Source organism: Halorubrum sp. Atlit-28R (genome assembly GCF_003665955.1).
Lineage (GTDB): Archaea > Halobacteriota > Halobacteria > Halobacteriales > Haloferacaceae > Halorubrum > Halorubrum tropicale.
The window spans coordinates 1-23,688 of sequence record NZ_QPLS01000013.1 but is presented as its reverse complement, the minus strand read 5'-3'; the positions used below and the strand labels follow the sequence as shown (position 1 = coordinate 23,688).

The 23,688-nt window shown below is 64.9% G+C and carries 25 protein-coding genes and 1 pseudogene; 13 read left to right on the top strand and 13 right to left on the bottom strand.

Annotated elements, in window-relative coordinates; translation table 11 throughout:
* Nucleotides 1-12 precede the first annotated feature (12 nt).
* From DVK06_RS15315 to DVK06_RS15295, 5 genes are all read right to left on the bottom strand, one after another.
* Nucleotides 13-618, bottom strand: coding sequence for a hypothetical protein (locus DVK06_RS15315; RefSeq protein ID WP_121600933.1), 606 nt, complete (start codon nt 616-618; stop codon nt 13-15).
* A complete protein-coding gene (locus DVK06_RS15310; protein ID WP_121600932.1) occupies nt 558-2,063 on the bottom strand; it encodes a DUF58 domain-containing protein in 1,506 nt (501 codons plus the stop codon). Before DVK06_RS15310 ends, DVK06_RS15315 begins: the two co-directional genes overlap by 61 nt.
* On the bottom strand, nt 2,060-2,611 hold the full coding sequence (locus tag DVK06_RS15305; RefSeq protein ID WP_053771788.1) for a hypothetical protein: 552 nt from the start codon (nt 2,609-2,611) through the stop codon (nt 2,060-2,062). Before DVK06_RS15305 ends, DVK06_RS15310 begins: the two co-directional genes overlap by 4 nt.
* Nucleotides 2,612-2,663: 52 nt before the next feature.
* Nucleotides 2,664-3,611 (bottom strand): DUF4129 domain-containing protein, encoded by a 948-nt coding sequence (locus DVK06_RS15300; protein WP_121600931.1) that lies wholly within the window; start codon nt 3,609-3,611, stop codon nt 2,664-2,666.
* 164 nt (nt 3,612-3,775) lie between these two features.
* The gene (locus DVK06_RS15295) at nt 3,776-4,825 is read right to left on the bottom strand and encodes an MBL fold metallo-hydrolase (RefSeq protein WP_121600930.1); all 1,050 of its coding nucleotides are present in this window, start codon (nt 4,823-4,825) and stop codon (nt 3,776-3,778) included.
* Between the two features lie 127 nt (nt 4,826-4,952).
* Between DVK06_RS15295 and DVK06_RS15290 the strand changes: the two genes are divergently transcribed.
* From DVK06_RS15290 to DVK06_RS15280, 3 genes are all read left to right on the top strand, one after another.
* Complete coding sequence (locus DVK06_RS15290; RefSeq protein WP_121600929.1) at nt 4,953-5,330, top strand: hypothetical protein; 378 nt, start codon at nt 4,953-4,955, stop codon at nt 5,328-5,330.
* 391 nt (nt 5,331-5,721) lie between these two features.
* A complete protein-coding gene (purL, locus tag DVK06_RS15285) occupies nt 5,722-7,983 on the top strand; it encodes a phosphoribosylformylglycinamidine synthase subunit PurL (protein ID WP_121600928.1) in 2,262 nt (753 codons plus the stop codon).
* Between the two features lie 161 nt (nt 7,984-8,144).
* A complete protein-coding gene (locus DVK06_RS15280; protein WP_121600927.1) occupies nt 8,145-9,311 on the top strand; it encodes an ABC transporter ATP-binding protein in 1,167 nt (388 codons plus the stop codon).
* A 58-nt stretch (nt 9,312-9,369) separates the two neighbouring features.
* Here the strand turns inward: DVK06_RS15280 and DVK06_RS19075 are convergent, their stop codons facing one another.
* Nucleotides 9,370-9,519 carry a hypothetical protein gene (locus DVK06_RS19075; RefSeq protein WP_167551902.1) on the bottom strand — a complete coding sequence of 50 codons (150 nt, stop codon included), beginning with the start codon at nt 9,517-9,519 and terminating at the stop codon, nt 9,370-9,372.
* 242 nt (nt 9,520-9,761) lie between these two features.
* Between DVK06_RS19075 and DVK06_RS15275 the strand changes: the two genes are divergently transcribed.
* The 3 genes from DVK06_RS15275 (at nt 9,762) to DVK06_RS15265 (ending at nt 12,432) form a co-directional block, all read left to right on the top strand.
* Nucleotides 9,762-11,474 (top strand): L-lactate permease, encoded by a 1,713-nt coding sequence (locus DVK06_RS15275; protein WP_121600926.1) that lies wholly within the window; start codon nt 9,762-9,764, stop codon nt 11,472-11,474.
* Nucleotides 11,475-11,573: 99 nt separating this feature from the next.
* Complete coding sequence (locus DVK06_RS15270) at nt 11,574-12,176, top strand: hypothetical protein (RefSeq protein WP_121600925.1); 603 nt, start codon at nt 11,574-11,576, stop codon at nt 12,174-12,176.
* A complete protein-coding gene (locus tag DVK06_RS15265; protein WP_121600924.1) occupies nt 12,154-12,432 on the top strand; it encodes a hypothetical protein in 279 nt (92 codons plus the stop codon). The genes DVK06_RS15270 and DVK06_RS15265 overlap by 23 nt, the downstream gene beginning before the upstream one ends.
* Nucleotides 12,433-12,592: 160 nt before the next feature.
* Here DVK06_RS15265 and DVK06_RS15260 read toward each other — a convergent pair.
* Nucleotides 12,593-13,098 (bottom strand): annotated as a pseudogene (locus DVK06_RS15260) (DUF3368 domain-containing protein).
* The gene (locus DVK06_RS15255; protein ID WP_121600923.1) at nt 13,095-13,385 is read right to left on the bottom strand and encodes a UPF0175 family protein; all 291 of its coding nucleotides are present in this window, start codon (nt 13,383-13,385) and stop codon (nt 13,095-13,097) included. The pseudogene DVK06_RS15260 and the gene DVK06_RS15255 overlap by 4 nt, the downstream one beginning before the upstream one ends.
* Nucleotides 13,386-13,587: 202 nt before the next feature.
* Between DVK06_RS15255 and DVK06_RS15250 the strand changes: the two genes are divergently transcribed.
* Complete coding sequence (locus DVK06_RS15250; RefSeq protein WP_233561762.1) at nt 13,588-13,818, top strand: ribbon-helix-helix domain-containing protein; 231 nt, start codon at nt 13,588-13,590, stop codon at nt 13,816-13,818.
* A complete protein-coding gene (locus tag DVK06_RS19630) occupies nt 13,805-13,930 on the top strand; it encodes a hypothetical protein (RefSeq protein WP_255410381.1) in 126 nt (41 codons plus the stop codon). Before DVK06_RS15250 ends, DVK06_RS19630 begins: the two co-directional genes overlap by 14 nt.
* A 112-nt stretch (nt 13,931-14,042) precedes the next feature.
* Here DVK06_RS19630 and DVK06_RS15245 read toward each other — a convergent pair whose 3' ends face one another.
* From DVK06_RS15245 to DVK06_RS18495, 4 genes are all read right to left on the bottom strand, one after another.
* On the bottom strand, nt 14,043-14,954 hold the full coding sequence (locus tag DVK06_RS15245; RefSeq protein WP_199718726.1) for a hypothetical protein: 912 nt from the start codon (nt 14,952-14,954) through the stop codon (nt 14,043-14,045).
* Nucleotides 14,951-15,691, bottom strand: coding sequence for a hypothetical protein (locus tag DVK06_RS15240; protein ID WP_121600920.1), 741 nt, complete (start codon nt 15,689-15,691; stop codon nt 14,951-14,953). The genes DVK06_RS15245 and DVK06_RS15240 overlap by 4 nt, the downstream gene beginning before the upstream one ends.
* Nucleotides 15,688-16,545 (bottom strand): hypothetical protein, encoded by an 858-nt coding sequence (locus DVK06_RS15235; protein ID WP_121600919.1) that lies wholly within the window; start codon nt 16,543-16,545, stop codon nt 15,688-15,690. The genes DVK06_RS15240 and DVK06_RS15235 overlap by 4 nt, the downstream gene beginning before the upstream one ends.
* 134 nt (nt 16,546-16,679) lie before the next feature.
* Nucleotides 16,680-17,030: a hypothetical protein gene (locus tag DVK06_RS18495; RefSeq protein WP_147438123.1), complete on the bottom strand. Its 351-nt coding sequence runs from the start codon at nt 17,028-17,030 to the stop codon at nt 16,680-16,682.
* Between the two features lie 175 nt (nt 17,031-17,205).
* Between DVK06_RS18495 and DVK06_RS15225 the strand changes: the two genes are divergently transcribed.
* The 5 genes from DVK06_RS15225 (at nt 17,206) to DVK06_RS15210 (ending at nt 19,962) form a co-directional block, all read left to right on the top strand.
* Complete coding sequence (locus DVK06_RS15225) at nt 17,206-17,427, top strand: hypothetical protein (RefSeq protein WP_233561761.1); 222 nt, start codon at nt 17,206-17,208, stop codon at nt 17,425-17,427.
* Nucleotides 17,428-17,485: 58 nt separating this feature from the next.
* Nucleotides 17,486-17,758 (top strand): ribbon-helix-helix domain-containing protein, encoded by a 273-nt coding sequence (locus tag DVK06_RS15220; RefSeq protein WP_121600916.1) that lies wholly within the window; start codon nt 17,486-17,488, stop codon nt 17,756-17,758.
* A gap of 10 nt (nt 17,759-17,768) precedes the next feature.
* The gene (locus DVK06_RS15215; protein WP_121600915.1) at nt 17,769-18,068 is read left to right on the top strand and encodes a type II toxin-antitoxin system RelE/ParE family toxin; all 300 of its coding nucleotides are present in this window, start codon (nt 17,769-17,771) and stop codon (nt 18,066-18,068) included.
* 13 nt (nt 18,069-18,081) lie between these two features.
* Complete coding sequence (locus tag DVK06_RS19070) at nt 18,082-18,324, top strand: hypothetical protein (RefSeq protein WP_199718725.1); 243 nt, start codon at nt 18,082-18,084, stop codon at nt 18,322-18,324.
* Between the two features lie 249 nt (nt 18,325-18,573).
* Complete coding sequence (locus tag DVK06_RS15210) at nt 18,574-19,962, top strand: transposase (protein WP_199718724.1); 1,389 nt, start codon at nt 18,574-18,576, stop codon at nt 19,960-19,962.
* A gap of 8 nt (nt 19,963-19,970) precedes the next feature.
* Here DVK06_RS15210 and DVK06_RS19065 read toward each other — a convergent pair whose 3' ends face one another.
* Nucleotides 19,971-23,441 carry a hypothetical protein gene (locus DVK06_RS19065; RefSeq protein ID WP_199718723.1) on the bottom strand — a complete coding sequence of 1,157 codons (3,471 nt, stop codon included), beginning with the start codon at nt 23,439-23,441 and terminating at the stop codon, nt 19,971-19,973.
* Nucleotides 23,442-23,688: the final 247 nt, after the last annotated feature.

Sequence of the window (23,688 nt, the reverse complement as noted above, 5' to 3'; positions counted from 1 at the left end):
GCGTCGCGGGCCTCACCGCAGCGCCGAGATCAGCGCGATACCGCCGGCCAAAAGCAGCGCGAGCGCGGCCACGGGCTGGCCGCCGCCGACCGCGAGGGAGACGCCGTAGACGAGCCCGGCCGCGAGCGCGCCGACGAGCAGGCTCAGCCCCGCGTGGACCGCGACGTTGCGCCGGACCCGCGCGCCCCGGCCGACCTGTTCGCCGAGGCCGACGCCGTGGTCGGCCACGTCCCACGCGACCGCCAGCCCGACGGCGGCGACGAGCAGCGGCTCGGCGGTCGCGCCGCGGTACCCGGCGACCGCGAGCCCGACCACGCCGACGGCTGCGCCCCACGTGAGGACCCGCGTCGACCGCCGGAGCGAACCGCCGAGGAACCCGAGCGCGGCGACGCCGAGCAGCGCGCCGCCGACCGGACTCGCGACTAGCCCCGCGGTCGCGGCGACACCCGCGGCCGCGAGGCTCGCGACGACCGCGACCGTCGGCGACCGCGCGTCCGTCTCGTGGAAGTCGCCGTGCGCGTCGTCACCGGTCGGTCGGGCCGCCGAACCGTCGCCGCTCATCGCGACCACCGCCTCGTCGCGGCCGCGACGGCGACCGGGAAGGAGTCGTCGCCCCACTCCACCGCGCGGATCCCTCCCGACCGGAGCGACCGCAGCCGCTGGCGCCGCTCGAAGGTCGTCAGCCGCTGGCCGACCGTTCCGGTCGCGGTGGGGTCCGGCGAGAGGACCGTCACGAGGTGCCCGTGCGCGTCGATCCGGCGGGCGAGCGTCGCCGCGGTGTCGTCGACGAGCGGCGTGAAGAACAGCACCTGCGCGTCGGCCGGGAGCCGCCGCCGGAACCGCCGGAGCCACAGCGACCGGTAGAACCGCTCGTCGCTCGGCGTCGGCGCCAGCGCCGGGGCGGTCGCCAGCGTCTCCCGCCCGCGAGCGGCGTGGACGGTCCCGCTGCCGGGCGGGAGCCAGCAGTCCAGCGGCGACAGCGCCGCGATGCCGACCCGGTCGCCGCCGTCGAGGAGCGCCGAGAACGCCTGGCCGGCGGCCGCGACGCTCGCCTCCACCGCGGTCTCGGCGTCGGGGTCGGACGCGGCGTACGCGGACTCGCGGGCGTCGACGAGCAGCACGACGGTGGCCGAGCGCTCCTCGCGCAGTTCGACGGTCGACAGCTCGCCCGTCCGCGCCCGGCGGTTCCAGTCGATCCGCTTGAGCGGGTCGCCCCGGCGGTACTCCCGGGTCGCGTGGAACTCGACGCCGGCGCCGCCCACGTCGGTCGGGACCCGCCCGTGGTGGACGGTCGTCAGCCCGCGGAGGGGGAGGTCCCCGCCGGCGGCCAGTTCGGGGGTACAGGCGATTGCGGTCGGCGCGTCGAGGGCCGTCGCTCGCTCGCGGGCGCCCGCGGCGTCGCGCGTGACCGCGGTCATCGGCTCCCACTCGTGGTCGCCCCGGGCCGCGCGCACCGTGTACTCGAACGTCACCGCGGCCCCGGGCCGCAGCGCCGTGGCGACCCGCGCGGGGCCCTCGGCGACGGCCAGCCCCGGCGGGACGCCGTCGACGAGGCGGAGGTCCGGGAGCGGCGCCTCCCCGACGTTCTCCGCGCGGACCGTCACGCGCACCTCGTCGCCGGGCGCCGGGGCCTCGTCGCTCACCGTCCGGGTGACCGCGAGCGTCGGCGTCGGGGCCTCCCCGGCCCGGGCGTACACGGCGTAGCCGACCCCGACCGCGCCGGCGAGCACCAGCGACGACTGGCGGACGAGCACGCCCAGGCCGACGAGGGCCAGCGCCGCCCCGGCGATCCCCAGCCAGCGGTCGGTCGCGACCTCGCGCCGGCGCTCGCGGTCGGTCGGCGCCGCGGCCGGCCGTCCGGCCGCCGCGGAAGCGTCTCCGATCGCCTCGCCAGTTTCTTCGGCCGCCTCGTCTTCGGACTTTGGCGCGTCGGACTCCGACTCGTCGACACGGTCGGCCGTCGGCCCGGGTCGGTCGTCCCGTTCCGGACCGCTCGTCTCGCTCCCGCCGCTCGCGGCCGCGTCCGAGCCGGCCGCCACCTCGGCGCCTCGCGGGTCGCTCACCCCGCACCCCCCTCGATCCGTTCGATCTCGTCGACCGCGGCCCGGAGCCCGTACCAGTAGTTCGAACGCCCCCGGATCCCGGCCGACAGGCGGACGCGGACCGGGTACCCGCTCCGGGTGTCGAAGAAGGCGGCCGCGGTGGGGTCGTCCGTCCACGTCCCGTCGTCGACGGCCGCCGCCGCGGCCTCTGGCGGGCAGTTCCGGTCGCGGGCCACGGCGTCGACCGCGACCTCCCGGATCCGGTCGCGGAGGTCCCGCCGGTCCCGGTAGCCCCCCGGCGCCGGGCTGACGACCCGCGCGATCCGCTCGTCGAGGTCCGTCCCGGGCACCGCGGCGGGCGCGCGCCGCTCCGGTTCGCCGGGGTCGGTCAGCAGCCGCCGCCGGTCGCGGCGCGCGTTCGCGTACCGCACCCCCTGGACCACGCCGAGGACGCCGAGCAGCGTCACCACGGCCGAGGTGGGGGAGATGGCCGCCGCGACGCCGCGGTCGAGCGCCGCGAGGACGCCGACGGCGACCGCCGCCACGCCGACGATCGCGAGCGGTCGCACTACGGCTCACCCCCGTCGGGTCCGGCGGCCGCGGTCGCGGACCGGTCGCGCGTCACGAGTCGCCCCCGTGTCGCTCCTCGATCCGGCGCAGCGCCTCGACGGCGCGGCGCTCGCGGTCGTCGGTCGCGTCCTCGCCGCCGTACCGCACGCGCTCGAACACCTCGGTGAGCGCGGTCACCGGCTCCTCGTCGACGCCGGCGTCGACCGCGGCGGTCGCGAACTCGGCGGGCGTCGAGGAGGCGGGCCGGTCGACGTCGAGCACGTCCGTCATGTCCCGCCACGCGCGGTACACCTCGTTGTCCGCGTCCGACGACTCGATCCGGTCGGCGGCCTCGCCGGCGGTCCGACCGATCGCGTCGAGGTTCGGCGGCTCCTCGGCCGGCTCCTCGGCCCGCGCGGCCGCGTCCCCGTCCGCCTCGTCGTCGCCGCCAGCGAGGAGCAGCGCGGCGACGCTGGCGATCACCGCGACCACCACGACGAGCGCGAACAGGATCTGCGGCGCCGACGCCGCGCCCTCGCCGCTGCCGACGCCTGCGCCGCCGACGGCGCCGGCCGGTAGGATGCTCGTCCCGTTGCCGCCGAGGCCGAGCGAGACGGTGACGCTCTCCGCGACCGAGCGGCACGTCGACAGCACCCAGAAGAGGACGCCGACGGGGGCGCCAATCACGCTCGCGACGGCGACGCTCGCGAACGGCGACGCGGTGTCGCGGTAGGTGATCGCGGCGAGCAGCGCCAGTCCGACGAGCAGCGCTAACACGGCCGGCGGCTCCCGCAGCGACGGGAAACAGAGCCCCGACGCGGAGAACTCGCCGGCCTCGCCCGACGAGGAGAGCACGCCTGGGTCGCCGGTGTCCGATCCGACGCTCGGGGCCTCGCCGCCGCCCCCGCCGAACCCGCCGCTACCCGTGTCGACGGCGGTGTTCAGCGTCGCGGCAGCGACGCCGAGCGCGACGAGGGCGAGGAGGGCGACCGCGACCGCGACGAGGGCGTCCCGCTTCACGTCCCCGAATACGCCGGCCGCCGGGAATAGCTTACGGCGTCGGCCACCCGGGCTGTGGCTCGCCGCTTCGGGCTGGCCTCATCGGCCGGGCTGGCGTCATCGGTCCAGGCTGGCGTCACCGGCGCCTCCGTGCGGGCGACTCGGTCGGCCCTCGGACCGCTCCCCTACGCGTCCTCGCTCCCGTCGACGAGGTCGTCGAGCGGCGTCGTCGGGAACAGCGCGTCCACGTCGGGCTCGGGGTCGACCAGGCGGTACGCGGTCCCGTCGCGCTCGACGACGCCGGCGGCCGCCAGGTGATCGAGGTGCGAGAACGCCTCGCCGGGGCCGTGGAGCACGTGGATGTCCTCCAGCGAGCCGAACAGCGCCGCCGACACCTCCCACGCGGTCGCGGGGCCCGACTCGTCGAGCACGTCGATCACCCGGCGGGTCCGGTGGCGGTGGTGGTCGAGGATCGTCGCCGCGCGGCGCCCCGGATCGTCGATCCGCCAGCGATGACCGGGGTGGGCGGCGTCGAAGTCGCGCGCGACGAGCCGCGCGAGGCTCTCGGCGTAGGCGGCGAGCGCCCCCTCGACGCGCACGTCCGCGCCGCCGACGTTCGGTGTGTACTTCGGGAGCAGCGCGTCCCCGGTGAACACCTCCTCCGTCGCGTCGTCTCCCGCCACGGGCTCGTGGTCGGGGACAGTTCGGGGGTCGAACGCGAACCCGGAGAGGCCCGCGGTGTGGCCCGGCAGGTGGAGGACTTCGAGCTCGACGCCGCCGGCCTCGATCACGTCGCCGTCGCCGAACGTCGTCACGTCCGCGGGGTCGCCGGAGAGGTCCGCGCTGACCGCGTCGAAGAACCCCGTCAGGCGCTCGCGGTCGGCCGCGGGCATCCCCCAGCGCTCGAACGTCTCGCGCTGGAGGTCGCGGTCGGCGAACAGCGGCGTCTCGGTCCCGTCGACGAGGCCGGCGTCCGCCTCGTGGACGTACACGTCGGCGCCGCCCGCGGCCTGTACCTCGCCCGCGAGCCCCGCGTGGTCCGGGTGCCAGTGGGTGAGCACGACCGCGTCCACGTCGGCGAACGAGCGGCCGTGCTCGGCGAGGCCGTCGACCAACTCCCCGCGCACGCCCGGGAGCGCGACGCCGGTGTCGACGAGCGCCGTCGTCTCGCCGTCGAGCAGGTACACGTCGTTTTCGCCCTCGAAGACGGTGTTGCCGAGCTGGATCCGTTTCACACGACTCCGTCGGCTGCCGGGCATTTCACGGTTTCTACCGCGGCGCGACCGACCGCCGCTCGCCGCCCTCCCGTCCGTCCGCGGACGCGACCGTTGGGGCTTTGCTTCTCCCGCCCGTTCCGGTGATATGGAGTATCAACCGGGCGTGTGTAACATCGGACCGACCCAACAGCGACGGCGGCTGCTCCTCGGCGTCGGGTCGCTGCTGGCCGCGGCGGCGTACGTCGCGGCGGTCGTCTCGCTCGCGTGGCCGCGGTGGGCGCTGATCGCCGCCGTGGTCCCGCTGTACGGCGCCGCGATGGGCGCGTTACAGTACCGCGAGCGCTTCTGTATCGGCTTCGCGGGGATGGGCGTCTTCGACGTGGGCGACGGGGCGAACGAGATTCAAAACGAGGAGGCGCTCGCCGCCGACCGCAAGAAGGCGGTCCGCCTCAACGCGAAGGCGATGGCGCTCGGCGCGGCCGGAACGGTGGTCGTCTTCGCCGCAGCGACCGTCTTTCTATAAATTGTCGTACCGTTCCGGACCGTTCGTTTATACCTGATTGCGAGCGGGTCGGCGGCGAACACCGCCAAAGATCCAGGCGCACGGCTGCCCCTTTGAGTCTCCCCCGACCGCACAGCCCCGCGCCTCACACCTCCCCGGCCTCGCGGTTCGCTCGGGGCTCCCTGCGGTCGCCCTCCCTCACCGCGTCCAGCGAGAATCGGAGATTCTCTGGCAGCCGGCGCGTCGCGCCGGCGACCTCGCGCGCGCCGCCTCGCGGCCTCCGCTTCGCTCCGGCCGCTCGCAGGCACGCGCCGCCGCACAGCACCGCAATTTGTGTGGGTTCTCGGTAGAGTATCAACACGAACGTGCGTATAGAAAAGCATTAGACCCGGCTCGGTGACCACGTAAGTGAATGAGTCTGTCCGATGCGGACCACGAGCTCGTGACCGCGGAGCTCGGTCGGGAGCCGACGGCGGCCGAGGCCGCGTTGTTCGAGAACCTCTGGAGCGAGCACTGCGCGTACCGCTCCTCGCGGCCCCTGCTGTCGGCGTTCGACAGCGAGGGCGACCAAGTCGTGGTCGGCCCCGGCGACGACGCCGCGGTCCTCGCGCTGCCCGAGCCCGACGCGGCCGACGCCCCCGCGGCCGAGCGCGCCGCCGACGACTACGGCGACACATACGTCACGTTCGGCGTCGAGAGCCACAACCACCCCTCCTTCGTCGACCCGTTCGACGGCGCGGCGACGGGCGTCGGCGGCATCGTCCGCGACACGATGAGCATGGGCGCGTACCCGGTCGGCCTCCTCGACTCGCTGTATTTCGGCGGCTTCGACCGCGAGCGCTCGCGGTACCTCTTCGAGGGCGTCGTCGAGGGCATCTCCCACTACGGCAACTGTATCGGCGTCCCCACGGTCGGCGGCAGCGTCGCCTTCCACGGCGGCTACGAGGGGAACCCCCTCGTCAACGTCGCCTGCGTCGGGCTGACGAACGAGGAGCGGCTCGTCACGGCCACCGCGCAGGAGCCGGGCAACAAGCTGGTCCTCGTCGGCAACGGCACCGGCCGCGACGGGCTCGGCGGCGCCTCCTTCGCGAGCGAGGACCTCGCCGAGGACGCGGAGACCGAGGACCGCCCCGCGGTCCAGGTCGGCGACCCCTACGCCGAGAAGCGGCTGATCGAGTGCAACGAGGCGCTGCTCGACGAGGACCTCGTCCGCTCGGCCCGCGACCTCGGGGCGGCCGGGCTCGGCGGCGCCTCCTCCGAGCTCGTCGCGAAGGGCGGCCTCGGCGCCCGCATCGAGCTCGACCGGGTCCACCAGCGCGAGCCGAACATGAACGCCACCGAGATCCTGCTCGCCGAGAGCCAGGAGCGGATGTGCTACGAGGTGGACCCGGACGACGTCGACCGCGTCGCCGCGCTCGCCGAGCGGTTCGACCTCGGCTGCTCCGTCATCGGCGAGGTGACCGAGGGGAACTACGTCTGCGAGTTCGCGGGCGACGCGGACGGCGACGGGGAGCCGGAGGTCGTCGTCGACGCGCCGGCCGAGTTCCTCGCGGACGGCGCGCCGATGAACGACCTGCCGAGCGCGCCGCCGAGCGAGCCCGAGCGCGACCTGCCGGACGACGCGCCGCCGCTCGACGAGGCGGTCGCCGCCGTCCTGTCGGCCCCCTCGACCGCGAGCAAGCGCTGGGTGTACCGCCAGTACGACCACGAGGTCGGCACGCGCACGGCCCTGAAGCCCGGCGACGACGCCGCGCTGCTCGCGATCCGGGAGACGGAAGCGGAGGACGGGGCCGACGGCGGCGCGGACGAGTCCGGCGACGGCGTCGGCCTCGCGCTCGCCTCCGGCGCGAACCCGAAGTGGACCGCGGCCGCGCCGTACGAGGGCGCCCGCGCCGTCGCCCTAGAGAACGCGACGAACCTCGCCGCGACCGGCGCGGTCCCGCTCGCCGCGGTCGACTGCCTCAACGGCGGTAACCCGGAGAAGCCGGACGTGTACGGCGCGTTCGAGGGGATCGTCGACGGGCTCGCCGACGCCTGCGCCGCGCTCGACGCCCCGGTCGTCGGCGGGAACGTCTCGCTGTACAACGACAGCGTCGAGGGCCCGATCCCGCCGACCCCGACGCTCGCGGTGCTGGGGACGACGCGCGGCTACGACGCGCCGCCGGCCGCGCTCGACGCCGACCGCGCGGCCGACTCCGAGCTGCTGCTCGTCGGCGCCGCCGGCGACGCGCTCGGCGGGTCCGAGTACCTCGCGCACGCCGGCGGGAGCGACCGGTTCCCGGCGCTGCCCGACGACTCCGGCGGCGCCGACGACCTCGCCGGCTTCGTCGCGTCGCTGGCGGCGGCCGCCCGCCACGAGTCGACGCTCGCGGCCCACGACGTGAGTGAGGGCGGGCTCGCGGTCGCGCTCGCCGAGCTGGTGACCGACGACGCCGGCGTCGACGCGACCCTCCCCGACCGCGTCGCGGCCTTCGACGAGACGCCCGGCCGCCTCCTCGTCCAGACCACCGACCCCGAGGGCGTCGCGGCCGAGGCCGGCGACCTCCCCGTCTTCCGGCTCGGCGAGGTGACGACGGACGGGACGCTCTCGCTTTCGGTCGGCGACGAGTCCGTCGCGCTCTCCGCCGACGCGATACGGGACCGCCGCGACGTGATCGACCGCGAACTGGCCTGAACCGGCGAGACGCGGCACGCGGGGGCTTCGACCGTCCGCGGTCCGTCCCCGCGACCGCCCGATTTCGACGCCGCGAGAGCGAGCGATACGCTTTTAGGCACTCCTAAAGTATGTGGCGGCAACCGCGGGACGCCGGTCGGCCCGGCGCCCGCCCCTCACCGATGGCATCCACGGAACCAGTCGGCACGACGCGCTCGGTCGAGTCGGACGACGCGACGAGCGAGCGACCCCGCGACGACTCGGACGACCGGCAGTCGGCCGGTGACGACGCCGACCACGTCCTGTCGCTGTCGGACGTGACGAAGGCGTTCGGCCCGGAGACCGCGGTCGAGGACGTCTCGCTCGACGTCCGGTCGGGCGAGCTGCTGACGTTCCTCGGGCCGTCCGGGTGCGGGAAGACGACGACGCTGCGCACCATCGCGGGGCTCGAAGAGCCCACGGAGGGCCACATCACGCTCGGCGACGAGGTCGTCGCCGGCGACGGGTCGTTCGTCCCGCCGGAGCGGCGCGACGTGGGCATCGTCTTCCAGAACTTCGCGCTCTTCCCCCACCTCACCGTCCGCGAGAACATCGCGTTCGGGCTGTCGGACGCCGACGCCGCCGAGAGCGAAGCGCGCGTCGACGAGCTCTTGGAACTGGTCGAAATGACCGACCACGGCGAGAAGACGCCGGACCAGCTCTCGGGCGGGCAGAAGCAGCGCGTGGCGCTGGCCCGCTCGCTGGCCCCCGAGCCCGAGGTGCTCCTCTTAGACGAGCCGTTCTCGAACCTCGACGTGCGCCTCCGGGTGGAGATGCGCGAGGAGGTGCGCCGCATCCTGAAGGAGGCGGGCGTCACCGCCGTCTCGGTCACCCACGACCAGGAGGAGGCGCTCTCCATCTCCGACCGCGTCGCCGTGATGAACGACGGGCAGATCGAGCAGGTCGGCCGCCCCGAGTCCGTCTTCGAGCGCCCCGAATCGAAGTTCGTCGCCTCCTTCCTCGGCCGGGCGTCGTTCCTCGAGGGCGAGCTCCGCGACGGGAAGGTCGACACCGGTATCGGCCGCTTCGACGCCGTCACGCTGGAGGGGTACGACACCGTCTACGACGGGGCGCCCGTCGACGTCTTGGTCCGCCCCGACGACCTCCGCGCGACGCCGGCGAGCCCCGAGCTCGCCGACGGCGTCGTCACCTCGCGGCAGTACGTCGGCCCCTCGTTCGTCTACCGGGTCGAGCTCGACTCCGGCGAAGCGGTCCACTGCCTCCACAACCACGTCGAGGAGTTCGACCTCGACGAGCCGGTCTCCCTAGAGCTCACCGCGGACCACCCGCTCGCCTGGTACCCGCGCTGAGCGCGCCGCCGGCGGCGATCTCGTGTCGGTAACTGTGCCCGAAGAGCGCCGGCGGCGCTCAGAAGGTGGCGAGGAACGGAACGGCGTACGCGATCAGCAGGCCGATCACGGTGACGGCCGCGCCGATACCGACCTCACGGGTCCCGAACTCCTGCATCGGGGCGGTCACGCGCGCGTCCGGGTCGGGCTCGTGCGAGTGGTCGTCCATGCCCGCGACTCCGGTCGGGGGATACATAAGCCCACCTGAAGCCGATGGCGTCGACCCGCCCGGAGCCGGGCGCACCCGCCGTCCCGGGCCGCCCCCCGTACGCGGTTTCTCGACGCGATATGTACCGCCCGTTCGGCCACGGAGGACGCTCTCGTGCCCCGATCAGCTCGGTAATATCGTCAGAAAAGAAACTTACATATGGTTCGTTGCGGGACGGTAATATACGGTCAACTGACACAACTATGACAACCGTCCTCACGCTAGCGTTCGTCGGCGTCATTCCGATCGCCGTCGCGTTCGTCCTGCTCGCCGGACTGCGGTGGTCGGCCGCCCGCGCGATGGGCGTCGGGTGGCTGCTCGCGGGCGGGATCGGACTGACGTACTGGGGCATGGAGCTCGACTGGCTGGTCGCGTCGGCCGTCTACGGCGCGCTCCAGGCGGTCGACATCATCCTCATCGTCTTCGGTGCCATCCTCCTGATGAACTACCTCGAGGGGAGCGGCGCCATCGCCACCATCCGCTGGTACTTCGGCCAGATCGAGGAGGACAGACGCATCCAGGTCCTGCTCATCGGCCTCGGCTTCATGACGATCATCGAGGGCGCGGCCGGGTTCGGCACCCCCGGCGCGCTCGCCGCGCCGCTTTTCATCGGGCTCGGCTTCCCGCCGCTTGCGGCCGCGGTGTTCGGCCTCTTCTTCAACGCGCCGAACCCGCCCTTCGGCGCGGCCGGGACCCCGGTCATCGGCGGCACCGGTGCCGTCATCGAGCCGGCGCTGTCGGGCTCGATGAGCGTCGGCGAGTTCCTCTCGATGGTCTCCGCGTGGTCCGGCGTCGTCACGGGGGTGACCTACGTGTTCTGGGGCCTGCTCGGCGTGTTCTTCCTGACGTACTGGTTCGGCGACGCCGACGGCGGGCGAAGCGTGGGCGGCGCCGTCCGCGATACGCTCCCCATCGCGCCGTTCGCGCTCCTGCTCGGCGCCGTCACGGGCGGGACGCAGCTGGCCATCGCGTGGGTCGTCGGCCCCGCGCTCCCCGACATCGCGGCCGGGTTCGTCGTCCTCGGCGTCGGGCTCCTGCTCGCAAACAACGACGTCCTCGTCCCCGACCGCGAGTGGGACTTCCCGAGCGACTCGCGGTGGAGCGACACCTGGCTCGGCGGGCTGGACCTCGACGAGATCTCCCGCGACCAGCCGAAAAAGGAGATGTCGGTGCTGCTCGCGTGGACGCCGTACCTGCTCGTCGCCCTCGCGCTCCTCGTCACGCGGTGGCCCGACCTCACCGTCGCCGGGACCGAGGTGCTCGCGTGGATCCAGAGCTTCTCCGTCAGCATCGACTCGATCCTCGGCACGGAGCTCGGCTACACGCTCCAGTATCTCTACCTCCCGGGGACGATGCCGTTCATCCCCATCGCCGTCCTCACGGGACTCCTCCACAAGATGGACCTCGACGAGATGGGCGCCGCGTGGCGGCGCTCGGTCGAGCAGGTCGCGCCCGCCGCGCTCACGCTGATCATCGCGGTGTCGATGACGCAGGTGATGATCCAGTCGCAGACGAACACCGCGGACCTCCTCGGCATGATGGAGGCGCTCAGCCGGGCGCTCGCCATCGGCGCGGGCGGCCTGCTCCCGCTGATCTCGCCGTGGATCGGCGCCATCGGCTCGTTCATGACCGGGAGCAACACCTCCTCAAACATCCTCTTCAGCGTGCTCCAGTACAACGCCGCCGAGACGGTCGAGCTCTCGCGGACGGTCGTCGTCAGCCTCCAGAACGTCGGCGGCGGCCTCGGCAACATGGTCTCGGTGCTGAACGTCGCCGCGATCTGCGGCGTCGTCGGTATCACCGGTCGCGAGGGCGACCTGCTCCGCAAGGCCATCGTCCCGATGGCGCTGTTCGCGCTGTTCGCCGGGCTGTTCGGGATGCTCCTGAGCTACGTCCTCGTCCCCGGGCTGTTCTGAGCTCGCGGGGTCGGTTCGGAACCGGGCGTTTCGGGCTCGGTTTCTGAGAGCCGTCAGATCGAAGCGGAATTTTATCCGCGGTCGCATCGACGACTGTGTATGGGCGGCGTCGACCTCACCGACCGCGGACTCGTCGTCGACCGCGAGCCCAATCGCCTTGACGAGCTCGCGGTCAGATTCTCTCGGGTGCTCTCGCGCCTCGACATCGACCACGTCTTCGTCGCGGGCTACGTCGCGATACTCGCCGGGCGGTCGCGTTCGACCGAGGACGTCGACGTGTTCATCGAGCGCTGCTCGTCGGAACGGATCGACGACCTCGTCGCCGAACTGGAGCGTGAGGGGTACTGGGGACCGGCGATGCCGCTCTCGGACACATACGGGAACCTCGCCAGCGGGACGAACATCTGGGTCGCGCCGGACGGCGAGATGACGCCACACCTCGAAGTGAAGTTCCCGAACGACGAGTTCGACCGCGCGTCGCTTGCGAACGCGATCGACGCGCACGTCGGCGGCGAGACGGTCCCCATCGGGCCGCTCGAACTCCAGATCGCGTACAAGCTCTCGCTCGGCGGTCGGACCGACCTTGAAGACGCCGCGCACCTCTACACCGTTTTCGAAGAAACGCTTTCCCGCGACCGGCTCGAAATGTGGGTCGAACGACTCGACGTCGAAGACCGCTATGAGCGACTCACAAACACCTAAAGAGGGCTCGGCCGGAAGCGATGACGGTCCCGAGCGACCGCCCCGCTACGAGCAGGTGATCCGGTGGGCCGAGTATATTAACACGCAACCGCCGGAAGTATGGGGCCCGCAACAGAACGCGGTCGTGAACGGCCAGATCGAGAGCGCGCAGGCGGTCGACGTGAGCGCCGAGGAGAAGAAGCGAATCCGGGAGTTCGCGGACGAGACGTTGCGGGCCGAAGGTGAGATCAACGAGGAAAATAACAGCGAGGAGTAGATCGACGCCCGAACTCAGTCGTAGAGTATCTCATCGATGTCCGCCTCGTCGGTTGCGACCCTGGAACTGACTCGGCCGCGCCGCATTCGTTCTTTTTGTTCCTCTGATAGCCGGAGGGGCGATACCATATCGAAGCCTCTCTCACGAGCCGTAATAGTCGTTACTCGAACGACTCCAACTTCCCGACGTTCCTGGTGTACACGTCCGGCGCGACGTACCAGCCACGGTCGATCATCGCGTCGATCGCCTCGGCGGACAACTTTCCGCGTTTCACCGCCGAGAGGAGGACGTGCGCGGTCCCGCGCGTCTCGACCCCCCGACCGCAGCCGCCGAGCGACCCGCGGCCTCGTCCATTACCGCGACGCCGTCGCGCGCGTCGGCACACGCGAGCACCGCGACATCGGCGTTGCTCAGCCCTGAATGACGCTCAAGCCGTGTCGCGACCGTGGAGCCGTCGAAGTTGACCTCGACGACGTCGAGGTTCCCGCCCTTGACCGCCCGCTCGATCCAGCGCGCGTCGTTGTAACCCGCTTCGACCCCCTCGGTCACGACCTCGTGATACACCCATTCGAGGACGAGCTGCGGGTCCGAAAGTTTCTCGACGACGCCCAGCCGTTCCGCCCTCGCGAGGTAGATTAGTGAGGTCGCGTCGAAGATCCAGGTCACAGGTTGTCGAGGTCGGCTTCGAGGTGAGCGGACGAAACCCGCGGGCGGTCAGATTCCCTGACGAGCCGCGCGAACTCCCAGACCGACAGCTCCGCGAGCCCGGCGGCCCTGGCAAGCGATACCTTACCATCCGCGAACCAGTCGAGCGCGCGTTCCCGGCACCACTCGTCGAGCCCCTCAGCAGGGAGTTTCCTGACTGCCGTACTCCGGTCGAGACGCTCGGACTCGAGGTACGCCTCAAGTTCGGCTTCGAGGTCGTCAGAGACGCGGGCGGAGATGGTGGGCACACTGTTTGCTATGTGTACGATGTATTCATAGGTCTCGGCGGGACTCCCCCGTCCTTAGTCGGAGCGTGGATTGGCTGTCCAAACATCGAGGGCGACAGTCTCCAGGTAGAGAGGACCTATATGACCGCGGAGATAATACACACGTATATCTGAAACGGGTACGAACGATAGCGGTATCGACGACCCCGAGACGACGATCAACGTGCGCGTCACCGAGCGCCAGTTAGCGGAGATCGACGCGGCCTGGAGAGAAGAGGGCTACACCTCTCGGAGCGAGTTCCTCCGGCACGCGATCCGGGACGCGACGGAGCACCCGGGTGCGTCACGTGATATGCTGGCGAGCATCGCGGTCGAGGAGTACGCGATGCGGAAGGGTGTGAGTGAGGCCGTCTCTCGCGCCGAGGTCGCCGAAATGATCGATGACGAGGAGTAACGACTGGACGTGGGAATTCCGGCGGCCTGCCGCGCAGGTCTTCAACGGACTCGACACGCCGATACAGCGTCGGATCGTCTCGAAGTTCGACGACATCGCGACCGACGAGTAGTGGACCTTCCCGAGTATATCAGTTGTTGGTAATACGATTTCTTTATTCAGCCCGCGCCGCGAATATTTGTCGGGCGATTCATCGTCGTTCATGGATTGACTCACGAGTGTAATCAGTTCTTTTCCTCTGATTCCTGATACTGTTCGCCGAGGGGCTTCAGCCGCAGTTCTCCGAAGCCGTATCGGGAGTGCGACCCGACTCGGCAGAGACCGTTCTTCGCAGTCTCCACCGGACGGTCTCCGAGGTACTTCACGACCTGTCCGTGGTCCACCGTCTCCAACCTGAATACCTCGCGTTGTTCGAGGATCTTCTCCTCCCGGAGCCGGAGTTCATCGCGGTTCTCCGCCCACCACCACGGGATAGAGCGGTCGTCCGCGTCGGGATACTCCGTCTCCACCACGAATGGCGTCACGAGTTCGATTAGGTACGTCTCCGCGCCTTCGAGCCGTGAGTAGTCAAGGCCATCGAGGTCCACCATCTGCGTGTCCTTCAGCTGAACCTCGCCGTAGCCGTAGTTCCGCTTACCTCCGAACTGAAGGCCCTCAAGCGCGTCCTCGCCGAGCGGGAGTGCCGCCGGGTCATCGGCGTGGAGGTAGGCGTGAACGTACCACTTCGTCGTCTGTTGCTGTTTCCGCTGGTCTTCCCGGCGGCCCATGATGGTCTCGTGGGCGAGTGCCGGATGACCGCCCTGAACGCGGAGGTCGTGCGTGTTCAGCGCGTCCCGTGCCCGTGTATCCAACAGCCACGGGTGTGTGGCCTCACGTTGGAGGAACAGGTCGTTGTAGGCATCCACGTCGGGCAGGCCGCTCCCGAGGTACGGACGGATGCCGGATTGGGTGTGTTCCTCGGGAAAAGTCCCGAACTGGCCGGGGACGAACACGCCGTGACTGGCTGAGAGCGCCGCGTGCGTCTCGGGATCGAGGCGTTGGCCGAGGGCGTGAAGGATGGCGTTCCCGCTCACGTAGTACGGGTGGCCGATATAGTCCATCCGCAGTTCCCACAGGACCTGCTGAATCGCCGTCATCGGTCGGGCCTCCAATTCTCGAAGTCTTCGACGTATTGGAGTGCTGTACTCCACGACTGTACCCGTCGAAGGTTGGCATCGAGCGTCATGTCGTACTTGTCCTGGTCGGTTTCGAGCGGGTGCGCAGTCAGGCGGTTCCATGCTGACGCCCACGACCGCCACGGGCGACTCCCGAGCCGTGCCGACGGGTTCCCGTCTGCGTTCACGTCGATCCGGAGCGCGAAGCGGTCGCCGTCGAAGACTGTTCGGAACGGAACGACGTCGCCCGCCGAATCGACGATGAGCCGAAGGTTTCCGAACTCGTGGTCGGCTCGGTAGTTGTCCAAGAGAGCCGCCACGAGCAGCGTGTGGAACTTCAGCGAGGTGTACGGGTGATACACCGACTCGTTGAACGCGGCTGCCACGTCCGATGCGAGCCACCGTTTGTGCGCAGTCTGTGCGTCCTCGATGCCGGTGAGGTCCGACACCTCGCTTCCGATGGTCTCCCGAGAGAACTCACCAGGGTCGTAGGCGGTCTCACCGGTCAGCAGCGAGAGGCGGTAGTGATCGTTGTGGGTTGGGACCGTTTGCTCTTGCTTCTGCTGAGGCCGTGAGAGCGCCGCCGCATCGCCGTCCGCGCCCTTCGGAACCGTCTGGTTCACGGCGACGCCAGCGAACTCCTCACGAGCGTCGTCGTGGCTCTCGCCAGTGAACTTGTGTGCGTCGTGCCGGAAGGCCGCGAGCATCTCGCCGCTCATACTGCCTCCACGCGCTCTGCGAGCGCCTCCTGAAACTCCGGGAGGTACTCGTTCTCCCACTTCTCGTCTTTGTCGTCCATTTTGTTCGTGTTGCCCTTCCCCCGGTCGAAGACACGACGGAGTTCGTGTTCCTCGTAGAGCGGGTTCACCAGCTCGCAGTCCACGATCCCGCCGCCGAAGTTCCGAGCGCCGCCGAGCTGGTGAAGGAAGTCTGTTTGGTGGTCATCGAGGAACTCGATGGCTTCGGCGAGCAGCGCCACGAACTCGGGTTTTGTCTCCCGGAAGGAGAGGTGCCACGAGCCGTCAAGGTTCCCGACGGCATCGAGTTCGGTGTTCCGGAGCGGCTCCCGGTTGTCTTCCTCGTTTCGGGAGACGATGTTCCGGTTGAGCCGTCGGTAGTGGCCTTCGGCCTGCCCCCGCGTGTAGTCCACGCTTGAGCGGACCGGCGAGAACTTGATCGGGCGACGCATCACCTTTCCGGGGCGATTTCCGAACCCACCGAAGAGGTCAAGAATCACGCAGCCGGTATCGTCGTCGTCCTGAAGGCACGCACCTTTCTCGTGGTACCCGGCGTCGAGATCCCGGTTGTAGACGTCGTCCTTCCGGAAGTTCGCGTTGGACTCGCCGGGGTGGCAGGCAGTACTGCCACGCTCCTGAACGACCCTCTCCATCCCGTGGCGAAGCCAGCCGGAGAGGCTGAACGCCGGGATAATACCGCCAATCTGGTTCTGCGGGTCGTTGTCCTCGTAGTTGCCGTTCGAGGCGTGGTGCCGGTCGGTCATGATGCTGTCACCGACTACCAGTAGGTCGGTGCGAATTCGCACGAAAACGTCGCGTTCGATGTCTTCAATCATGCTTGTGGAATCAATGAGCCTCAAGCGCCGCTTCGACCGCCTCGGCAGAGGGGTACGGAACGCCGCCAACTCGATACTCCGTGTATTTCTCACCGTCCTCTGTGCGGTGGATGCGGGCCGTCACGCGGAGATCACTACTCATCGTCCACTTCTATCGCTTCGAGCTTCTGTAGCGCCTCACGAAGCTCTGTCTTCGCTTCTGTGATGTCCACAGCGTCGGCCTTGGTGAGTGCGGTTCGAGCTGGGATGAGGTGGTCTTCCCAGACACCAGCCGCTTTCCACTCTACCGTCCCCTTCAGTTCCTCTTCCACCGTCTCTGGTTCGACGGCTTCGGCGTCTCCGACAGAACCGGTGACACCGACTGCGACAGCAGCAGCGCCGAGGAACTGGCGACGAGCCATGCCGCCGTTGCCTTGTTTGTTCTTTTCGCCCTCTTCAGCGGTCGTGACGGAGGTTTGAAGTCCGTCGGTGTCGGATTCCTTCATGCTTCCTTGCGGAAGCGCGGTCGGGCGTGTTCCAACCACGCCCCGGCCATCTTCTGACCGGTGTCCCGCGCTTCACATTACCCCATACTGTACACCAAAACTTAAAGATTACTCTATCAGGTAACGTTACCCTATTCAGTACACAAAGTAGGGTAGACCACATGGAGTAATGTGTATGGCGAAGCAAGATGCGGATATGGCAGAACGCGGACTCCTGACGGATCGTGAACGGGAGATAGTCAAGGGCGAAGCAGACGTTTCAGACGATTATCGATACAGAGTAGCCAGCCGGATTCGGAACAAGATTGACCGAATCGACGACGATGTAACCATCCTCGAAGAACACCGAGCTGACCTGCTCGAAGAGTTGCGAGAGGTCGTCTGCGAGGACGACTGAGGCGGATATTGAAGAAATCGCATAAAGACTAAAATATACCACCTGCGTACCACGCGGTATGAGCACTGACGCGGGAGACAACGGCGATGGGGACATGGTCAAACTCAACGTGAAGGTGCCGAAGCGGCTTCTTGAAGAAATCGACGAGCTGGCCGAGGAGTTGGAGTACACCAACCGCTCGGAGTTCATCCGTGAGGTACTGCGCGATACCACGGAGCCGATTCTGACGCCCGGCGCGCAGGAAAGCGTTTCAGAGGGCTACGCGGATGTCGCAGCGGGACGGACGATGTCCACGGACGAGGCCCGAGAACGCCTCGGAATCGACGACTGAGGGCTGAAGGGTGGCCCACGAAGTCGTTCTGACGGAGACGTTGGTCGAAACGTTGGAGCAGTTCGAAACGCAGGACGCAGAGCGGATCATCAACAAGTTGGAGGACATCGGCGACTTCCCGAACCACTTTCTTGATCGGCTGAAGAATCATCCTGGCTACAAGCTTCGTGTTGGTGACTTCCGTGTCCTGATCGACTGGGACAAGGACAACGAGGTGATATATGCCATCGACGCCTTCGAGCGGAAGAAGGAGTACCGTGAACTCGGGAAGTATCGAGAGGTGTGGGGATCGTGGCGAGACGATAAGTAGGTGGTGACAAACTGTGGCAAAGGAGAAAGACGAGAATGCCGACCGTGACCCCGAGCCGAAAGGTAAAATCCACGAGCGGTGGCAGGAGAAGGCGGAGATTTCAAGCCGGTACAGAGAAGCCGAGAGGGAGTTACCCGACGACCCCCGAGATGATCCGTGGGCGTACACGGCTCTCCTGACCCGAAATCCGGCCAAGAACATCACTCCGCCTCTGTGGGAAGCCATCAAATCAGAGGCCTACCGCGTCTACAATTAGTCCGAGAAACGAAATCGGTACGATGATCTGGAGACGCCTGAGCATCGGCTCGCAAAGGCACTCGGGAAAGTTCGCCTCCGCCCCTACTACTGGTCGAAACCGACTAATGAGAACCTCACCGAGAATCTGGACGGAGAGGACGCGACGCGGCTGTATCTGTTCTTCGACCTCTCGGCACTCAACCAGTCGGGCGTAGCCCGCGCCATCAACGACGCTGACATCCGGGAGTCGTTGGGCATCGAGGATTCGGTGAGTCAGCCGACGTTGAACCGGATGCCGGGACGGATGGACAAAGAAACGCGGCACTACTACGCGAGTGAGACTGAAACGCTGGTTCGGCAGTTACAGGACACGAAGCTGGAGCACTGGTTCCGCGACCCGACGCCGGACACGATAGTCACGGACGGCGAAGGGTTCCCTCCAGTCCAGGTGATCGCTCGGGAACTCCGCTCGAAGACGTTCAAGTACATTCGGCTGAAGCGCGACAGCAGTACCGAGGTGACGAAGGACGCGTCGCTCCGGGTGCTCATCGCCGCCGCGAACAGTGGGAAGTTCGTCAACGAAGCCGCGAACAACCTCAAGTACAAACCGTTCTACGACGACGATGACATCCCGTCCGGGCAGAACCTCACGTACCACCTGCGGAAGTCCTCACGGGAGTCAGTCATGCGGATGTTCCGGGAAGCGAACGAGGAACTGTTCGGGATCGCCGCTCGACACGACTACTTCCCCGAGGATGCAGAGGTGGCTATCGACATCACAGACTGGCCGTTCTACGGCGACTACGAGAGCGACGAGTACATTCGCGGAACGAAGCCGGGCCGGAACTACTCGTGGGCGTGGAAGTTCATCACGCTCGCTGTCGTCGGAACCGACACGCCGCTGATTCTGGTCGTGCTCCCGGTCAGAGACAAGTCGAAGGCACCGAAGTACATCCGCCGGATGCTCCGTCTGAGCCGGCAACACCTCGATATTGGCCGCGTCTACCTTGACGCCGGGACGGAGTTCTACAACTCAGACACGATCTCGACCATCACCGAGCAGGGATTGGAGCTGGTGATGCAGGGCCGCAAGTCGGGGAAGACCATCAAGCACTTCCTGAACGGGATGGCGCGCGCCGATCTGCGGTCATCGTACTACCCCTACGGCGTGGGCGACCTCGATGAGGATAGCTACTACGCCGTGGGGCTGGAGTCGGACAAGACGGTGAAACTGCGGCATTCAGAGGCTGATGAGCCGATGGACGACTACACGTACTTCTACACGAACCTCCACCCGGAGGAAGTCCCCCCGGAAGAGTTGGGAGAGGCGTACCGCCGTCGGTGGGGCATCGAAACGGACTTCCGGAAAATCAAACACGACTTCTTGACCAAGTCGGGGTCGAAGAACCCGGCGCTTCGGGCGTTCTACTTCAACTTCGCGGCCCACCTATTCAACATCTGGACGGTGACGAACATCCTCCGCGCCGAGGAGACGGATGAAGACCTGAGCGAGGGGAAGCAAGTCACCGCTGGTGAGCTGATGCAGGCCACCGAGGACGACCCGCACGACCTTCGAATTCCGACCGAACCACCAGAGACCAAGCAGATATTTGGGGATATAGCCGATGCTGACTGGGCCTCGTCAGACGCCGATTGATAGCAATTTTAGAGGGGATCTGTGTCTGCTTCCACCATATCATAAAGGTCATCCTCAAGATTACGGGCAAACCGACGGACTCTCGGACTAAGACTCTCGTCGTCTTTCCATCTTCGAACAAGTTCAAACTGGCGTGAGTATGATTCCTCAGTAGTCGGGCCAACCTGAACACCCGTCGAATTAATAATCACGGCATGAATTGCTGACTGAGCACGATCGTTCCGACGAATATTGTCTATCCCTCTATCCATACATACTCTCAAAAGCCGATCAATATGGTCATTTAGCGGAGCAGAATCGCAGTAATGCAGAATTCTGATGACCTCTTCCTCAGAGTAATCCTCTATGTTTTCAATGAGTCGTTCTACGACGTCTGCAGTCGGGAAGACAGCGAAGAGGCCACCGTAGGCACTCCACTCGTCGGGGTCAACAATCAGCTCAACTACCGTGTCTACAGCCTCTGAGTATTGCGTGCCGTCACGCATCCGTTCTGCATCGATTGAAAAATCACGGGGGAACAACCCTATCCTCTTTTCCCGACGATCAACTCTTTCGCGGCAGAAATCAACGAAGGCCCTTGGATTACGCTCCGCTGCCTCCGATAGAACCATTCTTAGTTCATATGGTTCATCCAAACTTTGGAACGTCTCTGCTACAGACAATATTTCAGTCAACAAGGATTCCGATACGGTCTGCAGTTCCTCTTCATCATGCGATGGAAGTACACGCAGGACAAACTCAAGCAGTTCTGGAGTGACCTCTGTTGAATCAGTAAGAATCTCCACTAATTTACTCTCGGTCCACTCAGAGTGATCTTGCCACTCACCATGGATACATCTTACAAGCTGAATAGCTTCCTCCTCTGTATGGGGTGCCGTATCATTCAATAATCCTTCATAGATATCAACAGCAAATGTCCGGTCAGAAACCAATAACTGCCGAATTGCAGCGCACGCTTCAACTACATTGTTGTCGTCAGCCGCTTCTTCGGCAATTCTTTTCGCTTTATCCGGAGAGGAGATACTCATACCGGTAATGATTGATACTCTACATGGCTCTAGTGCGTCAGAATCTTGATCAAGAATTTGATCGCCCATCTCGGGCTTCAGCTTGCCAAGCAATCGGAAGAACTGATTATATGTCGAACTCGAATGAGTTAATACCTCCTCAAACAGCTCAATTTCGGCATCCCACGGCGAGTCAATCGTTTCAATATACCCTGTTATACGAGCTTCTTGTTCCTGCAATCCACGAACTCGTGGATTCATCCGCCGCATTTGCTGGTAAAGTTCATTTTTCAAATATGCTTCTTGGAGCGCAACTGCGCTTGCTTCAACCTCTAAGTCTTCTATATTTCGAGTGGTTAGGGAGTCGAGCTGCTGGAGGCTATCTAAGTCTCTACTGAACGAAGCATAAGCCGTGGCGTAGCGGTAGATAAGAACCAGCTCGTCGCGGTTAATCAGCTCTCCAGTTCTCCCCTTATATCGAGCTTGAGAAGTGCAGAAACGAGATACCTTTCCAGCTGCATTCTTCCTGAGATGCTGTGAATCTGAATCCCAGACAAGTTTGAACAGAATCTTGACTGCTTCAACTCGAATCTGCTTCCGTTGTTCGGAAAGAGGTACTGGGCCTCGTTGGAACAAGAACCTGTCACTCTCTGCTGGATCTTGGAAATGGTCTTCCGTTTGCTCGCGCGAAAGGTTACCAATAACATCAACTAGCTCATTCTTGAGTTCAACATCCAAATCTGATTGTAGATGATCTTCGAGTACAGAGAGCAATTCAAGCTGAGCTTCAGGATGTTTCTCTCTACTTGGTTCAATTTCCTGCCGTATATATTGGAAAACTTTGTTTCTAACCGCTGAGCCAGGATAATCTCGGGCAATCACCATTAGGAGGGAGACGCTATCTTCTGGCCTTCTCAACAAGGTATTCCATAGTATTTTCGTACACCGAAGTAGGAAATTCCCCGCTGGAGTTGGATCCTCTAGCAGACCTGGCATCCAAATCCCATCTGTCTGGTCTGCGTCGTCAGAAACTTCTTCATCTAAAAATGCAGTGACAAGCTCCAGAGCGAGATCGGGCTGATTATGACCTATATTCTCAAAGTAGGATAAGATCTGAGCTCTCTCCGTGATTGGAATTTCATCTGTAGATTCAATATACTCTCCTACAACTCCATCTAGAATCTGTTCGGCTTCTCGGCAGTCATATCTCCCTGCTATTCGAATTAGAGTATCGACTAACGGTTTTTCAAAGTAATTAGAGAACGGATTATAGATGTCCTCTTTGAAATCAAATGCGGGTCCGCTAAAGAATGTCTTATAGGATATATGTGTTCTAAGGGCAAGCGGCTGAATCTGTAGGCGACCATTCTTCTCTTCAACGACACCGGCAGAGCTCACAATTCGGCGGTATCGTTTCTCTTCGGATTCATTTAGTGGCAGTACATCAACGAACTCCTCCATGAGGCCATCATTATTCGTGTTGAGTTGTCCAACAGCGGCAAGGTAGCCGATATACTGCTCCAGAGTAGATCGGTCAAGACTGGTGTGTGATGCGTATCGCTCTAGGTCGTCAAAGTTTTGGTCAAAGGCTAGTGAAAATATGTCCTCTTGCGACGAGGGGCCGGAACCATCCGATTCCTCAGAGAGCAGCCATTTGGCTAATTGATGTACGAGTAGAGCGTTTCCCTCACTGTTACTAGTGACCCAGCGCCAAGTATTGGGATTTCGAATTCCGTATTCGTTTTGTAGGAGGTCTTGGATGGCATTCGCACTCATTGGCCCCAAGTTCATCTGTTCTGTTGCTAAGCCAGAGCGCGTAGTCTCCTTCTGCCTGGTTGCTACGAACCAAGGCTGTTCTGTAAAGAGTAGCTTGATCTCGTTCTCTTTTTCCTCCACAATACGGCACAGAAGCTCTATCTTTTCCGAATCCCGAGCATCATCCAGTAAGAACAAAAGATTCTCTTCCTCGTCAAAATCAATCTCAGACAGACCGCGTTCGATATCAGCTAGTGGGTTTACCGCGTAAATAGTCCAACTCGGTTTTGAGGATTGTATCCGCAACGCCGCCTCAAAGGCTAACCGTGTTTTTCCAATTCCAGATGAGCCACCGACAATCAGTGCTTGATATTCTGAATTTACAAAGTTAGTTATCTTCTCAAATTCATCCTCCCTGTTGTAAAATGAACTAGTGTGTTTTCGCCCTCCAGTGGTACCACGCCCAAATCTTTTCTCGATTGGTGTGAAAGCAGTATATGACCGCTCATTTTGATTTCGACCTGCTACTTTCTCAAGAGAAAATAGGATTTCTTCTTGGGTTTCCTCAAGCCGAAGGGCGTAATCGAATATTCTCTGATTGTATGCAATGAGAAGTTTGAATGCCAAGTCATCATCTTCGGCTATTTTCTGCTGGAGTATATTCAGAAACTGATTGGCCAGCTCCTCCTCAGAGATGTCGAGGTCCGGATCCAGCATATCACTATCAATCGATGTAAGTACGTCATCCGAATCAAGGAAATCCCCACCATCCTGAAAATCATTAACTCGTTCTGCGAGATCTTCAGAGTCGAAAAGGGCAGGCAGGGTCTCAGAGTCTATAGTAGTCGGTAGAACTTTTTACTCAGAGAGATATGTTGCCTGTAATGGATCACCTCAACGAGATCTCCGTCGAAGAACTCCAAGAGGCGCTTGACAATGTTGATGGAAACAAGCCGACTCAACG

Bases quoted from the DNA above. Each gene is read 5' to 3' on its own strand.
- DVK06_RS19065 (WP_199718723.1), bottom strand. From the start codon at position 23,441: ATGCTGGATCCGGACCTCGACATCTCTGAGGAGGAGCTGGCCAATCAG.
- DVK06_RS15270 (WP_121600925.1), top strand. From the start codon at position 11,574: ATGGGCGGCGTCGACCTCACCGACCGCGGACTCGTCGTCGACCGCGAG.
- DVK06_RS15220 (WP_121600916.1), top strand. From the start codon at position 17,486: ATGAGCACTGACGCGGGAGACAACGGCGATGGGGACATGGTCAAACTC.
- DVK06_RS15280 (WP_121600927.1), top strand. From the start codon at position 8,145: ATGGCATCCACGGAACCAGTCGGCACGACGCGCTCGGTCGAGTCGGAC.
- DVK06_RS18495 (WP_147438123.1), bottom strand. From the start codon at position 17,030: ATGAAGGAATCCGACACCGACGGACTTCAAACCTCCGTCACGACCGCT.
- DVK06_RS15225 (WP_233561761.1), top strand. From the start codon at position 17,206: ATGGCGAAGCAAGATGCGGATATGGCAGAACGCGGACTCCTGACGGAT.
- purL (WP_121600928.1), top strand. From the start codon at position 5,722: ATGAGTCTGTCCGATGCGGACCACGAGCTCGTGACCGCGGAGCTCGGT.
- DVK06_RS15240 (WP_121600920.1), bottom strand. From the start codon at position 15,691: ATGAGCGGCGAGATGCTCGCGGCCTTCCGGCACGACGCACACAAGTTC.
- DVK06_RS15265 (WP_121600924.1), top strand. From the start codon at position 12,154: ATGAGCGACTCACAAACACCTAAAGAGGGCTCGGCCGGAAGCGATGAC.
- DVK06_RS15275 (WP_121600926.1), top strand. From the start codon at position 9,762: ATGACAACCGTCCTCACGCTAGCGTTCGTCGGCGTCATTCCGATCGCC.
- DVK06_RS15245 (WP_199718726.1), bottom strand. From the start codon at position 14,954: ATGACGGCGATTCAGCAGGTCCTGTGGGAACTGCGGATGGACTATATC.
- DVK06_RS15235 (WP_121600919.1), bottom strand. From the start codon at position 16,545: ATGATTGAAGACATCGAACGCGACGTTTTCGTGCGAATTCGCACCGAC.
- DVK06_RS15290 (WP_121600929.1), top strand. From the start codon at position 4,953: ATGGAGTATCAACCGGGCGTGTGTAACATCGGACCGACCCAACAGCGA.
- DVK06_RS19075 (WP_167551902.1), bottom strand. From the start codon at position 9,519: ATGGACGACCACTCGCACGAGCCCGACCCGGACGCGCGCGTGACCGCC.
- DVK06_RS19630 (WP_255410381.1), top strand. From the start codon at position 13,805: ATGACGAGGAGTAACGACTGGACGTGGGAATTCCGGCGGCCTGCCGCG.